This is a genomic window from Blautia sp. OM06-15AC (genome assembly GCF_003481425.1).
GTDB lineage: Bacteria > Bacillota > Clostridia > Lachnospirales > Lachnospiraceae > Fusicatenibacter > Fusicatenibacter saccharivorans.
The window spans coordinates 743880-757943 of record NZ_QULD01000001.1; the positions used below are offsets into that span (position 1 = coordinate 743880).

At 45.1% G+C, this 14064-nt stretch carries 10 protein-coding genes and 2 pseudogenes; 4 read left to right on the forward strand and 8 right to left on the reverse strand.

Features of this window, described 5'->3' with window-relative positions; genetic code table 11:
- Window positions 1-36: 36 nt before the first annotated feature.
- From DXB83_RS03580 to DXB83_RS03590, 3 genes are all read right to left on the reverse strand, one after another.
- Window positions 37-939 carry a carbohydrate ABC transporter permease gene (locus tag DXB83_RS03580; RefSeq protein ID WP_117508905.1) on the reverse strand — a complete coding sequence of 301 codons (903 nt, stop codon included), beginning with the start codon at window positions 937-939 and terminating at the stop codon, window positions 37-39.
- Window positions 940-951: 12 nt separating this feature from the next.
- Window positions 952-1821 (reverse strand): ABC transporter permease, encoded by an 870-nt coding sequence (locus DXB83_RS03585; protein ID WP_118700447.1) that lies wholly within the window; start codon window positions 1819-1821, stop codon window positions 952-954.
- 686 nt (window positions 1822-2507) lie between these two features.
- Window positions 2508-3668 (reverse strand): LacI family DNA-binding transcriptional regulator, encoded by a 1161-nt coding sequence (locus DXB83_RS03590; RefSeq protein ID WP_242991094.1) that lies wholly within the window; start codon window positions 3666-3668, stop codon window positions 2508-2510.
- An 88-nt stretch (window positions 3669-3756) separates the two neighbouring features.
- On the opposite strand from DXB83_RS03590, the gene DXB83_RS03595 reads away from it, so the two are divergent.
- The gene (locus DXB83_RS03595) at window positions 3757-6162 is read left to right on the forward strand and encodes a glycoside hydrolase family 2 TIM barrel-domain containing protein (protein WP_117804956.1); all 2406 of its coding nucleotides are present in this window, start codon (window positions 3757-3759) and stop codon (window positions 6160-6162) included.
- A gap of 20 nt (window positions 6163-6182) precedes the next feature.
- Window positions 6183-7580, forward strand: coding sequence for an MATE family efflux transporter (locus DXB83_RS03600; RefSeq protein WP_118697247.1), 1398 nt, complete (start codon window positions 6183-6185; stop codon window positions 7578-7580).
- Window positions 7581-7667: 87 nt separating this feature from the next.
- Here DXB83_RS03600 and DXB83_RS03605 read toward each other — a convergent pair whose 3' ends face one another.
- A complete protein-coding gene (locus tag DXB83_RS03605) occupies window positions 7668-8792 on the reverse strand; it encodes a DUF362 domain-containing protein (protein WP_118697248.1) in 1125 nt (374 codons plus the stop codon).
- A gap of 314 nt (window positions 8793-9106) precedes the next feature.
- Here DXB83_RS03605 and DXB83_RS03610 point away from each other — a divergent pair, with 314 nt between their 5' ends.
- On the forward strand, window positions 9107-9787 hold the full coding sequence (locus DXB83_RS03610) for an HAD family hydrolase (RefSeq protein WP_117804954.1): 681 nt from the start codon (window positions 9107-9109) through the stop codon (window positions 9785-9787).
- A gap of 103 nt (window positions 9788-9890) precedes the next feature.
- Here the strand turns inward: DXB83_RS03610 and DXB83_RS03615 are convergent, their stop codons facing one another.
- The 4 genes and pseudogenes from DXB83_RS03615 to DXB83_RS17230 all read right to left on the reverse strand — a co-directional run.
- On the reverse strand, window positions 9891-11777 hold the full coding sequence (locus tag DXB83_RS03615) for a phage tail tip lysozyme (protein ID WP_118600987.1): 1887 nt from the start codon (window positions 11775-11777) through the stop codon (window positions 9891-9893).
- Window positions 11778-12057: 280 nt separating this feature from the next.
- Entirely contained in the window at window positions 12058-13296 is a 1239-nt protein-coding gene (locus DXB83_RS03620) for an MYG1 family protein (RefSeq protein WP_117804952.1), read from the reverse strand.
- Window positions 13297-13525: 229 nt separating this feature from the next.
- Entirely contained in the window at window positions 13526-13738 is a 213-nt protein-coding gene (locus DXB83_RS03625) for a ferrous iron transport protein A (protein WP_022461118.1), read from the reverse strand.
- A gap of 79 nt (window positions 13739-13817) precedes the next feature.
- Window positions 13818-13937: pseudogene (locus DXB83_RS17230) on the reverse strand (DUF6783 domain-containing protein); the annotation flags it as partial.
- On the opposite strand from DXB83_RS17230, the pseudogene DXB83_RS17235 reads away from it, so the two are divergent.
- Window positions 13905-14015: pseudogene (locus DXB83_RS17235) on the forward strand (DUF6783 domain-containing protein). The pseudogenes DXB83_RS17230 and DXB83_RS17235 sit on opposite strands and share 33 nt — an antisense overlap.
- The last annotated feature ends 49 nt before the right edge of the window (window positions 14016-14064 follow it).

Here is a 14064-nt window from a genome sequence, read left to right on the forward strand (position 1 = left end):
AACACAGGGGAATCTCACATCATACTTTTTCCATGGTCAGCCTTTGACCGCGCCTACTGTAATACCAGAGATAAAGTATTTCTGTACAAACGGATACAGAAAGATGATCGGTCCGGTTGCAACAACTGCTGTTGCCATTTTCAATGTGTTAGATGGAAGGTCTGCCACACTGACATTTGCACCTGCTACAGAGTTTTTCAGTGCATTTGCTGTATTGATGATCTGATATAAGTAGTACTGTAATGGTTTATAGGTTACAGAACTGTTCAGATACAGAGAAGAAAGATACCATTCATTCCAGTATCCCAGTGCCAGAAAAAGTCCTACCGTTGCAAGTGCCGGCTTTAACATCGGGAAAATCAGTGATACGAAAATTTTAAAGTCTCCCGCTCCGTCAATTTTTCCGGATTCTGTAATTTCATATGGTACCGATTTTGCAAAATTCTTCATCAGAATGATCAGCCACGGAGACATTAACAGCTGTAAAAATACTGCCATATAACTTCCGTTTAATTTCAGGTACCTGGAAACCCAGATATAGGTTGGTGCCATACCGGCGGAAAACAGTGTTGTAAAGTAAATAAAAAATGACAATGCATTTCGAAACGGAAAGTCCTTTCTTTGTAATGCATAACCGGTCATCGCAATGATAAACAGACCAACAACTGTTCCGCATACCGTCAGTGCAATGGTAACTCCGTATGAGCCAAGAATCATTTTAGGTGAACGAAATACCAGTTCATATGCACTCAGAGTAAACCCTTTGGGTAAAAGCCCAAATCCCTCTTTCGCTACAATACTCTCGGTACTGAAAGATGCAGAAATAACCAGGATAAATGGAAGTAAGCAGATGAGCGCCCAAATACTCACAAATACGTAGGAGATAATTCGTAAAGCTCGCGTCCCTGGATCCAGTTTGATTTTATTACGATTTTTCATTTTCTTCTCCTCCTAAAACAGTGCATAGTCCGGATCAAGTCGTTTTACCACCCAGTTGCTGAACATAACCAGAACAAATCCAAAAATAGACTGATACAAACCTACGGCAGAAGATGTTGCAAAGTTATTCTGTGTCGTCATTGTACGGTATACAAAGGTTTCAATGATATCAGTTGTCGGGAACAACTGTGAATTCGCACCACCTGTCAGGTTCCAGAACAAACCAAAGTTTCCTTTCATGATTCCGCCAAGCGCAAACAGAAGCAGAATGATAAAGGTTCCTTTCAGGGAAGGAAGAATGATGTAACGAATTCTCTGCCAGCTGGTAGCGCCATCTACCTCTGCTGCTTCTACCATACTGGAATCAATACCGCAGATTGCCGCGAAATAAACAACAGAACCATAACCTGTTTGCTGCCACATGTTACAGAAAATAATGATGAAGGGCCATAAACCAGCTTTGCTGTAAATCTGTATTGGGTCAGCACCCGTTTCACGAAGAAGTGCATTTAATGCACCCGTGTCATAATTCAGAATATTAAATGCGATCGCCCCAATCAGTACAGCAGAAATAAAATACGGAAGGAACATGATTGTCTGTGATACCTTTTTAAAAAATTTACTTCTGATTTCATTCAGCATAAGAGCAATTACGATCTGAAAAACATTTCCAAGAAGAATAAAAACCAGATTGTATAAAATTGTATTTTTCGTTAAAGTCCACAATTCACCGGAAGAAATCAAAAATTCAAAGTTTGATAATCCTACAAAAGGGCTTCCAAAAATACCATCCCGAAAATTGTAACTCGTGAATGCAATCCATACGCCCGGCAATGGGCAATAGTTAAACACGATAAAAAAGATGACTGCTGGCAAACACATCAGAAGAAGTGTTTTGTTGTTGCGAAAAGTCTTCCATGCTCGATTCTTTTTACTGGGGACAGCCGGAAGAGCTGCTGTCGTTTGGTTCCTTTTTCCTTTCACGTTGCGTTCCTCCTATTTTGCAGTTTGTGAAAATTTGTCTGCACATAATTTGCAGCCTTTATATGAAACCGTTTTCACGTTTTTCCAAAAATAAAAGTGATCATGATGAATGTATCTTTGCTTTTACTGCTTTTCCTGTATATTATAACGATAATTCCATCTAAAAAGCACTTAACTTATACATCTTTCCAAATCACATATCTTTTTAATTGGCACTTTCGTGAAACCCTTTTCATATTTCGTACTATACTCCTTCCGCTTTGATTTGTCAACTTGTTTTTTGTATAATTTGCTTTCTTTTTTTTAAAGCCATCTGAATTAGTTGACAATTTGACAAATCACCCCTTTATTCCTCTATGTATATCCACTTTTTTTCTTTCTGAAAACGCGCTATTTACCGCCATTTTGATCTGTCGGTATCTCTCTTACAAAAGCCAAAATCTGTTCCAGGATCAATATCACCATGTCTGCAAACATTCCAAAATTAGTGCAAAAAAATTCTTCTCTCTGATGGTCTTTTAAAATCAAAGAGAAGAATTATCTGGCTATATGAAATTACATGCTTCTGAATCGATAATGTGATATTATTGCAATATCGTGGATTCGCGTACGATTAAACGCGACACACATTGCTGAATTTTCGGAATCTCTTCTCCTGAAAGAAGTTTTACCGCAGACGCAGCCAGCATTTTTCCAAAAGAAGCATAATCATAGCAAACGCTGGTAAGCTTCGGGTTAACAATATCTGACAGAAAGGTTCCGTCAAAGCTGACAAGCGATATATCCTGCGGAACAGACAAATGATGTTCCTCAATACACCGAAGAATTCCGATTGCGCTGAAATCATTGATTGCAATTACGGCAGTCGGCATCGTACGATTTTCCTGAAAGAGTTTTTCCATACACTGGTACCCCCCTTCGATGTTGTAATCCGAATCCGTTACATAGCGTTCTCTGTATGTGATTCCATTTTTACGAAGCAGCATACGATACCGCATTCGTTTATCATATGTTGACCGGATGTGATTTTTCCCGCCGATCAGTGCAATATGCCGATGGCCAAGCGAAAAAAGATGCTCCATGGCAAGGTCTACACTCGCCATTTCATCAATGCATACCTGATAACAAAGAGATCCTTCTATTTTTCCAGTTGTAATAATCGGTGTAGTGTCTGTGATTCGATCAAGCAAATCCACATATTCCAAATCTGTAACGAGCTGGTCTGATTTTCCTCCCATTAAAATAATTGCATCCACACGCAGGTCAAACATCTTCTGCAAATACTGTTCTTCCATTTCATAACTGCTCTGAGATGAAAATATCATGGGAACATATCCACTTGCACCAATTTCCTTTACGCATTCGTCCACAAGCTGTGCATAAAAGGGATTCATCATATCCGCTGCAAGAATGCCAATGATTTTTGTTCTTGCATTTGTCAGCCCCTGTGCTAGCGCATTGGGGCGATAATCATATTTTTGTATGATTTCCTCCACTTTTTTTCTTTTTTCCTCGCTTACCCGGGCATTTTTCGTCATGACCCGAGACACCGTCGCCGGCGAAACGCCTGCTTCTTTTGCAATAGTATAAATGTTTTTTTCTTTTTTCATAAATCGCCCTCTTGAAACTCTTACTCTATTCCAATTTTTTGAAACCCTTTTCATTTCAAATTCAAGGATAGACTTTTTGCACGTAAAAGTCAATCCTAAAGTCGCTATTTTACAAAAAATCCCTCTCTTTTCCATGGATTTTTCAGATGAACTCTTTATAATAAAAACCATAGGAACGTATAAAAATTGAAATATCATGATAAAAACAGGAGGTTATAAATCTATGAATACCCAAACAATTTATCTCCATCATTCCTGGAAATTTCACTATGGCGAAGAGCCGGATGCCTGGAAAAAAGACTATGATGATACTGGCTGGACAGCTGTCGAGCTTCCACATGACTGGTCTGTTGCAATGCCATTTTCCAGATCCTATTCCAGCGGCACCGGATATGCAGCCGGCGGCATCGGATGGTATCGTGGAACCTTTTCCCTGCCTGAGAAGTATCGTGGAAAACGCATCGTGCTGCTGTTTGACGGTGTCTACAAAGAAAGCCAGGTCTGGTTCAACAGTTATTATCACGGCTTTCATCCCAATGGATACACACCTTTTTTCTATGACATAACATCCCAGGCTGTTTTTGGTACAGATGGTATCAATGAAATCAGCGTCCGTGTAGACCGGACAGAGATTTCAGATTCCCGATGGTTTACCGGTTCCGGAATCACAAGAAAGGTAACGCTCCTTGTTACAGATCTTCTTCACGTTACACCATATGGCACCTGCTTTTCCATAAACAGGGCAGATAAAATCTCAGCGGATCTTTCTATCACAACAGAGATCTGTAATATGGAAGATCAGGAAACCTCTTTTTCACTGGTCCAGTATCTGCGTGATCAAAATGGAAACACGGTGTTTTTCGCCGAGCAGAGAGCCACTCTTCTTCCTGGAGAAACCGCAAAACTAAAGACTGAAGGAACGGTAGCACAGCCAACACTGTGGTCTCCGAAACATCCATCTTTATATACACTCGAAACATGGCTCCACAAAGCCAAGGATGACTCCGCCTTTCTTGCAGACAAGTTCCGTGTAGGTATCCGCACCTTCCGTTTTGATGCCGATTATGGATTCTTTCTGAATGAAATCCCCATGAAAATTAAGGGGGTCTGCGTTCACCACGATGCCGGTGCACTCGGTGCCGCCGTTACAAAAGAAATCTGGATACGCCGCCTTGAAAAGCTCAAAGAAATGGGCTGCAATGCCATCCGTATGAGCCATAATCCGCATATGCCGGAACTGTACGATCTATGTGATGAAATGGGCTTTCTTGTTATGGATGAAGCATTTGATGAGTGGGAAGGGCCAAAAAACAAATGGTCTACCGGTCATAATGTTTATCCTCCAAAGCATCAGGGATATTACAAGTACTTTCCTCAGTACCAGAAAGAAGATCTGTCTGCTATGGTATTGCGCGACCGAAATCATCCAAGTGTAATTCTCTGGAGCATTGGAAATGAAATTGATTATCCAAATGATCCTTACTGCCATCCTCTGTTTCAGACCATGACCGGAAACAATGATGCAAACAAGCCTGCCGCAGAGCGCGTATACAATCCGGATCGGCCGAATGCAGAGCGATTAAAAGCACTGGCTTCCATGCTTGCTTACGAAGTACGCGCAGTGGATCCTACGCGCCCGGTTACACTGGCTGCCGCTTTTCCGGAGCTCTCTGCAAAGATCGGTTTTCTGGATGCCCTCGATGTTGCCGGATACAATTATAAAGAACATTTATACGAGGAAAGCCACTGTGATTTTCCTTCGCTCCCATTTTTAGGCAGCGAAAACGGACATGATCTTGCTGCCTGGCATGCGGTAACCGAAAACGAATATATCAGCGGACAGTTTCTCTGGACAGGCATTGATTATATGGGAGAGGCACACGGATGGCCGCTTCGAGCTTCTGAAGCCGGGCTTCTTACGATGGCTGGCTTTGAAAAATCCGGGTTTTACCGGCGGATGAGCTTCTGGTCATCCAAACCGATGTGCCATCTTTCCACACAGCGGGCAGACTCCATGAGAGAAAGCTGGCAGCCATTATTCGAAAGCTGGAATTACTGTGATGGAGAAGATATCGAAGTCCGCTGCTACACAAACCTTTCCGAAGCGGAATTATTCTTAAACGGAATCAGTCTCGGCAAAAAGGAGGCTTCCTATACTGAAGATTCGATTCGCTGGATCGTTCCCTTTCAGCCGGGCACGCTGATGGTTCTTGCTTCTGGAAAGCTTGCGGCACAAAAGGGCGGGGCTTCCTGTACTTTTGAAGCAAAGGATGAGCTGAAAACGACTTCTATGCCTTGTGCCCTGCAGATCCGACCCTGGAAGCCGTCCAAAGAAAATTCCGCTGTTTTACCGGAAAATCCGCTTCTGCAGTTCGAAGTTTATGCCGCCGACAGAGATGGTGCTTTCTGCTTCGGAGATTCCTCCATGGTTCAGGTAACGACAGACGGAGGCGTCCTTCTTGGAATTGAAAACGGAAATGCTGCAGACTGCACCGAGTATGCTTCTTCCTGCCGCCGGTTGTACCATGGACGACTGATTTTCTATGTCCGCCGCTCTTTTGCAGATCACCCGGTTACCGTGCAGGTTTCTTCAGAACTGCTAAAATCCAATTCTGTTACTATTTTCTGAAAGGAGTAACGACAGACTTTATGTGGAAATCCTTTTACAATCCAGATCTGGGCAAAGTAGAAACGCCACAGGGAACGATGACTCTCCCAAAGATTTTTCTTCCCCTGTTTCTGGAAATGTTTTTGATGAATCTGATGAGCACCGTCAATACTTTTACTTTGTCCTTTTATTCCGATGAAGCAGTTGCTGCCGTTGGTTCCGCCGGACAGTTTATGGGCATGATTCTGAATTTCTATTCCGTAATCAGTACCGGTGCGTCCATCGTAATCAGCCAGAATCTTGGTGCCAAAAAGGAAAAAAATGCATCCGATGCTGCTTTCTGTGCGCTGTTTGCAGGTGCCGGGTTAAGCGTTCTCCTTGGTGCTACACTTTCGTTCTTTTCCATGCCCCTGATGCGGCAGATGAATTTATCCGGCCAGGTATTAACATATGCCTCTTCTTACCTGAGAATCTGCATTCGTGTTTCCTTTTTTGCCGCGTTCGTGTCCATCTGCAGTGCCATATTTAAAAGCTATGGAAAGCCCAAAATATCGGTATTTGTTACCCTTGGAATGAATGCGCTGAATGCCCTTTTAAATTATCTGATCGTCTTTCAGCCGGTCGAACTGCCGCTTCACGGCGTAGAAGGGATTGCCTGTGCCTATGCCTTCAGTGAGGGCTGTGCCGCTTTTACCATGCTTCTGCTGCTCCTGGTTCTTCCGCTTGGCCTTGACTTCCGTCATAAGTCCATACGCAGCAGTTTCCGGATTTTACCAAAAGTGCTTCAAATCGGAATTCCAGGCGGTATCAGTACGCTTTCCTATTCTGTATCCCAGGTAGTGACAACCTCCATTATTGCACTTGTCGGTGTGCAGGCTGTTTCCGCCAAAATTTATGTTTCCACACTTGTTTTTTACGTGTATGTCCTAGGCCTCTCCCTTGGTCTTTCGACCTCGTTGCTGATCAGCTGGCTTACCGGCACCGGAAAATACGAACAGGCTTATCAGCTGAATTTGCAGAATTTAAAAATCACAATTTTGCTGAATGCCTGCCTATCCACGCTCCTTGCCTGCTTTGGTTCCGTGCTGCTGCGGATCTTTACAGACGATCCTGCGATCCTTTCGATCGGACATACCATTTTGTTTTTTGATATTTTCGTGGAAATTTTTCGAGGCTTTAATCACATTGAGGAAAATTCCTTGCGCGGAGCAGGCGATGTGGTTTTCCCTATGGGTGTTTCCATTCTCTCCTGCTGGCTGATGAGTGTATTCTTCTCCTATCTGCTTGGTGTAAAAATGGGATTCGGATTATTCGGATGCTGGATCGCTTTTGGCATGGATGAGGCGTTCCGTGGTGTAAATTATCTGATCCGGTGGCGATCACGCAAATGGATGAAAAAAACCGTTGTTATTTCTGAAGAAAATACAATCTGGCCTTAAAAGGCTCCAGCTTCTCGTTGATTTTTCATTCGAGAAGCTGGAGCTTTCCGCTGTTGTTCATCTGCCCTAAAGCATTTTTTTGTATTATTATTTGATACGTTTCAGTTCATACTGTCTCGTACCAAGACCAATTTTCTCTGCCTGGTCAAGGGTTGCCTGCCATTCAATATTCGGATTGGAATCCTTGAAATGATCGTGGTGGCAATGCCATCCCGGCTCTGCAAGATGCTCGCCAAGCTGACTGTTTTCGATCGGAGTTGCCTTCAGGCAGGCATCGGCACACGCCTGGTCAATGGCAACCGGGTCGAAGCTTGCAAACATTCCGATATCCGGCAGGATCGGAGCATCGTTCTCCCCATGGCAGTCACAGTTCGGGCTGATATCCTGTACCAGAGAGATATGGAAACACGGACGTCCATGACAGACAGCCTGTGCATACTCAGCCATTTTCCGGTCGAGAAGCTCGTTTGCACTGCTGTTTGGATTATAAACCGCATCAAAACTGCAGGCACCGATGCAGCGGCCGCATCCTTTGCATTTGTCATAGTCAATGACTGCTTTTTTATCCACATAGGAAATTGCATCGCTTCCGCATTCTTTTGCACAGCGGTGGCAGCCACGACAGACATCCGTATTGATCGCCGGTTTTCCACTGGCATGCTGCTGCATCTTTCCGGCGCGGCTTCCGCATCCCATACCGATATTTTTCAGTGCACCGCCAAAGCCCGTTGCTTCATGGCCTTTGAAATGGCTCAGACTGATAAAAATATCTGCGTCCATGATCGCATGGCCAATCAATGCTGTTTTGCAGTATTCTCCGTTGACAACCGGAACCTCAATTTCATCGGTTCCTCGCAGTCCATCTCCGATGATAATCTGGCATCCTGTGGTAATGGTATTGAATCCGTTCAGATTTGCGCAGTCAAGGTGCTCCAGGGCATTTTTTCTGCTGCCCGGATATAACGTATTGCAGTCTGTCAGGAACGGAAGACCTCCCTGCCCTTTACAGAGATCTGCAACCACTTTCGCATAATTCGGACGAAGAAACGCCATGTTTCCCAGTTCGCCAAAATGCATTTTGATTGCAACAAATTTACCTTCCATATCAATGTCTTTGACGCCAGCAGCGATACAGAGTTTTTTCAGCTTGTCAAGCTGACTCGTTCCCACAGGACATCGAAAGTCGGTAAAATAAACCGTTGACTTTTCCATTCTGTTATTCCTCCTAATTTGTCCTTTTTTATCAGAATAGCACTTTAAGCTTACTTGAAGTCAAGTGTGATTGTAATATGCATGGATCCAGTCATGCCCGAATGTTACAGTTTACTGCTACCCAGCAATCTGTAATATTTGCAGTCCTCATAGAAAGTTTTGCTTCGTAAAAGGAAGATTTGTAGTATTCTGTAAAGTTCATGCACTTGTCTTTTTTCAGGATTTTTCGTATACTGAAGGTAGTTTTAAAAAAATCAGAGTACAGAGTAAACGAAAACCGTCTGTTTTCTTTTACTCCCTGGGAGGTCGCATTTATGATAAAGGCAGTATTATTCGATATGGATGGTATCCTGTTTGACACCGAGATTGTAATGAAAGAGGGCTGGCAAAAAGCTGCCCGGGAGCTGAATTTTACGCTCACGGAGGAACATCTCTCACAGATGCGCGGCAGCGCGCTTCCACGGAGCAGAAAGCTGTTTGAGGAGTGGTTTCACGGAAAGGTGACATACGATGAGGGACGCGCGATCCGCTCGGCGTATCTGAATGATTATATTCAGCGAAATGGTGTACCGGAAAAGCCGGGACTTCACGAGTTTCTTTCCTGGCTGAAGGAACATTCGATTAAAGTTGCGGTTGCCACTTCCACAACACGGCGCGTTGCGGAAGGATACTGGAAACAGTCTGGCATTGACCAGTATATCGATGCTTCAGTCTGCGGGGATGAGGTAATCAACAGCAAGCCGGATCCGGAAATTTTCTTAAAAGCAGCGTCTCTTCTGAAAGTTCCGATTGCTGCATGCATAGTAGCCGAAGACAGCATCAATGGTCTGAAGGCCGCGCGTGCAGCTGGTGCCATCTCCTGCATGATCCCGGATCTGACACCGTATACAAAAGAGCTTTTTCCATTTTGTGATTATGTGAGTCCTTCTCTTTTGGACTGTAAAGAAATTCTGCTGCAGACTCCGGAAGCGGACAAACTGAAAAGCTGGAAGTAAAAAATCATACATAAATTCAATTATTTTACTGTAAGAAAGTCCTCCACACAGAATCTTTCTGCTGCGGAGGACTTTCCTTAACACGTCTTCATCATCTGTTCGTTTATTCTACATCTACCGGCGAATCATACGATTCCATAACATTGTAGATCTGTTCTGCTGCTGTTGTACGCAGTTTCTGCTGTGTGCTCTGGTTTGCGCATTTTTCGTATTCACGCATGAAGGCAGTTGCTGCGGTGTCAACATCTTCGGCATTTTTCAATCTGTCCAGCAGATTCGGATTGTAGTCGGAAAGGTAGGCCATCAGACTGTCGAGCTGGCCGGACAGACTTCCAAGGCTCTTTCCAAGATCAATGGTATATCGGCACAGATACTCTTTGATCGTTGGATCTGTAAAACCACAGAGACCATATCCATATCTTCCGCCACTGTAAAGGCCAAAACGGGAACTTCGGATCACTTCGTCACGGGAAATGATTCCGGCATCAACAAGGTTCGTGTACTGCTCTCCGCTCAGGCTTGTGCGGCTGGTAGAGCCATACTCAAGCAGTGTCGGATTGAGGTCTGTGGATGCCTCGTTTGCAATATTTCCCATAATACCGGCGGCTCCTTCTTTTGTAAATCCGTGCATCAAGAAGTAATTCCAGATCTTTTCTGCGTTCGTTTCTCCGATTTCATCGTCGGCTGCAAAACGACGGATCGTCAGAATCGTGTCACAGTCCACCGGGCGGTCGCAGGTGATACCGGCGTTTTCATTCAGCGCTTCTACGATTTTTCCTTCTCCGTCATACAGCGCCACATGGCCATTATAGCAAATAACATCGCCTGCGCGTGCCTCATCCAGGCTTGCAACCTCCGTTCCAAGGCTGCGCCATCCGCCGGAGGTCGTATATTCACCATCGTACGCACCGCAACGGGTCAGAATCTGCCATACAAAATGAGAGCAGTCAATACCGTCCGTCAGGGAGTTTCCACCCCAGACGTATGGTCTGCCAACGAACTGTTTTGCAAATGTGATAATACCGTTTCCGGTTGAGGTTTTTACTTCATAAACCGTTTCTTTTTTATAGGGAAAGGCTTCATTTTCAGACGGATCAATCACCTGATCCGCCAGTTTCATCTGATCCTCTCCGGTGCCGGTTACATATTCCAGCGCCTCTTTTCCCTGCTGCAGATAATCCGTACGGACAAAACCGCGGACATCGCCCGATTCAATATAAACCCACTCCTGATCCGCATCGGCGATCACAAAGCAGAGTGCCTTTGCCGGAAGTGTTCCCACGATCCGTGCGCTGGTGGAACCGCTTTCGCGGACGTTTAATCTGGTATCGACCTTTGCGTAGGCGTACGCTTTGTCGACCTGTGCGAAACCTGCGCGGAGATCTTTTTTCATGGAGCTGATATATTTTCCGTAATCAATCGTCTGAATCCAGTCATCCGCCTGTGTCTCATCATTTTTCGGTGTTTCTGTCGGTGCTGGTGCAGGTGTCTCGGTTGGCACCGGTGTTTCTGTTGGTTCCGGGGTTTCGGACGGAGCTGGAGTCGGCGTTTCACTTGGGGATGGCGTTACCGACGGTTCTGGAGTTTCGCCTGGAGTTGGTTCCGGGGTTTCACTTGGAGATGGCTCCGGCATCTCGCCTGGATTCGGGTCTTCCGGTGTCTCCGTTGGAGTCGGATCCTCTGTCGGTTCTGGCGTTTCCGGTACTTCTGGCTCCTCTGTGGAAGCGGCATTTTCATCCTGAGATGGTACGGACGGTTCTTCTGCTGGTGTCTCGGTTTCCTGTGTTTCTACAGCCGGAACAACGGCTTCTTCTGTGTTTCCGTTTTCCGTTTCACTTTGCGTGGCCAGTGCATCCGCCTGATCTTTCTGCGTTTCCTGCACCGTTTTCGCTGTCTCCTCTGCATGCGCCGGTGCAGCCGAACCGAGAAGCATTCCGGCTGCCACGCCGAACGCTGTTACCGTTGTGCCAAATTTTTTCTTTGAAATCATATATGTTTTGCTCTCCTCTCTGCTGTTTGTCGATTTCTGCCTGCCATTTTCTGCTTTTGAGGCCGTTCGGATGAAATCACAAAAACGTATCGTTCCTGTAAAGTCTGGCCTCTTTTTTTGAAGATAAACCAAAAATGATATCATTCGTTTTCATTGTGCAAAAAATTTCACGTATTTTCTATATTGTATCACAGACAACAGCAGATGCAAAGAAACAAATCACATATTGAGGAATTTTTCTGTTTAACGCGTGAAATTGAGAGAGATTCTCTGTAAATTCTCAGGAACCGGACGGAATGCGGACCAGCAGCCGTTTTCCATTCTGCTCTGATACCGTCAGAACCGGAATATGTTTCTTGCGGAGCTGGTGCATGACCGGATAGGCCGCAAAGAGATCACCGCTGACACAGACAGCCTCCGGCTTTTCTTTTAACAAGTCCGACAGGTATTCCCGCAGGCGTATCTTCCATTCTGCTTTTTCAAGTGATGACACGGCATAACTGCCACAGATGTTCAGTTCCGGGGCCTCCGGCAGCGGTTTATGAAGAATAACTGCATGCTCCATGCCCGGCATCTGCCGCAAAAGCGCGTCATCCGCATCGATCGCATCGGTACCGATGTGGATCAGAACCGGTGCTTTTGGCATTCCCGCAAGGCTGATGCGACAGGCAGCGACGGCATCGTCAAGCGTTTCTGCGGTGAGAAGAAATCCTCCTTTGTGGCAGAAAGACACATCGGAAAGCCCCGTCGCTTCCTGCAGTGCTTCTTTTTCCAGGCCAAGCCATGTTTCCGGAAAATCATACTTGTAATTGAATGAATTTTCTTTTCGAACCGGCTGCACGCAGCAACCGCCGCGGTTCGATGGGAATATCAGAAATGCAATTTCAGTCGCGGAAAGCTGTTTCTGACATGGAAAAAATTCCGACAGAATCAGAATCTTTTCATCCATTGTTCCTGCCTTTTTCTCCGCTGCGATCCGCTTCCTGTGTTCGGCAAGAAGAGCTGCAAACTGCTGCTCCGCCCGCTCATCCGCACGAAAACGCTCCCATTTATGTTCCAAAATCCGTCCGGCCACTGCCACCGCTTCCAGGAAAGCTGCATCGCTTCCGCTGTTATCATCCCATACCGGATTGAACATGCCGATCATACTGGCGAGTTCATTCTTTTCTCCTGTATTATCATTGAGATCGAGCGGCTGTACAAACTTCTCGTCAAACCGCGCGGCCATCTCCGGACTTAAAATTTCTGTGCCAAGTGCCTCCCATAAAAGGCCAAACGCCGCGTACGGAACCTGGTTTTCCCGGATCCGGCTGTCTTTCTGGTGATGGTCGTATTCTCCTCTTCCAATATCAAAAACAATCCCGTCAAAATCCTCCGGCACACGATTTCCGCGCTGGATGGTAAGCTGCGGATTAAAATGCAGAAGCAGTGCCGCAGAGAACACATCATCCGCATGAAATTTTCCGCCGTGCGTAAAAGCAGCGGCATGTTCTTTTTGTATCTGTTCTAATAATGTCATAAAATTCCAACTTCCTTTTTCTTAAGATCTGCTCTATTTTACTCTATCTGGCGGCTGTTTCGCAACGGTTCTATGTAAAGAAAAACTTGAAAACTTCCTGGCACATCTTTATTAAAAATCATTTCCGTAGTCTGCACACTTATCTACGAAAATTCTTTTGTGGGTATTTGGAAAATCAAAATGAGCGGCTCCTCTTCCAAGGTTCCGCTCATTTTGATTTTTCTTCCTTTCATACCTGAATCCGGTCTGCAGCTGCATCACACATTGCAATCCGTTTTCCATCCATGCCAAGGATCAATCCACCGTTTATTCTCTGGATGACCTGTACGGTGCTGCCTTCTTTGATTTTACGGCTTCGGAGGAAATCCAGAACATCAGGGATTCCAAACATCCATTTGATGGTACAGATATCACCGGTTTTTTTCTTTGAAAGTGCCTGCATGGTATCCCTCCTTTTTACTTTTTCTATATTGTATTCCCTGAGGAAATATTTAGTCAATAAGAACAATTGGGATACGCTTCTAACTAAAGTTTGTGTGCAAAGCGCTAGAGTGTGTTTGAAAAAGGCTTTTCGTAGTCTGCATGTTCCAATTTGTGGGAGATTTTGTCTGAATGAAGGAGGCGTAGCGGGCTACGGCGACTGAATGAGGGCAAAATATACCGCAAAGCGGGGCGTGCAGGCTGCGGAAATGGTTTTTCAAACACACTCTAGTTTGTGAACCTCACATGACTAAAGTCACGTGCTTCAGACCGCTTTAGGCGGCAGAC

Bases quoted from the DNA above. Each gene is read 5' to 3' on its own strand.
- DXB83_RS03580 (WP_117508905.1), bottom strand. From the start codon at position 939: ATGAAAAATCGTAATAAAATCAAACTGGATCCAGGGACGCGAGCTTTA.
- DXB83_RS03585 (WP_118700447.1), bottom strand. From the start codon at position 1,821: ATGTGTTTGCCAGCAGTCATCTTTTTTATCGTGTTTAACTATTGCCCA.
- DXB83_RS03590 (WP_242991094.1), bottom strand. From the start codon at position 3,668: ATGGAAAAGAGAGGGATTTTTTGTAAAATAGCGACTTTAGGATTGACT.
- DXB83_RS03595 (WP_117804956.1), top strand. From the start codon at position 3,757: ATGAATACCCAAACAATTTATCTCCATCATTCCTGGAAATTTCACTAT.
- DXB83_RS03600 (WP_118697247.1), top strand. From the start codon at position 6,183: ATGTGGAAATCCTTTTACAATCCAGATCTGGGCAAAGTAGAAACGCCA.
- DXB83_RS03605 (WP_118697248.1), bottom strand. From the start codon at position 8,792: ATGGAAAAGTCAACGGTTTATTTTACCGACTTTCGATGTCCTGTGGGA.
- DXB83_RS03610 (WP_117804954.1), top strand. From the start codon at position 9,107: ATGATAAAGGCAGTATTATTCGATATGGATGGTATCCTGTTTGACACC.
- DXB83_RS03615 (WP_118600987.1), bottom strand. From the start codon at position 11,777: ATGATTTCAAAGAAAAAATTTGGCACAACGGTAACAGCGTTCGGCGTG.
- DXB83_RS03620 (WP_117804952.1), bottom strand. From the start codon at position 13,296: ATGACATTATTAGAACAGATACAAAAAGAACATGCCGCTGCTTTTACG.
- DXB83_RS03625 (WP_022461118.1), bottom strand. From the start codon at position 13,738: ATGCAGGCACTTTCAAAGAAAAAAACCGGTGATATCTGTACCATCAAA.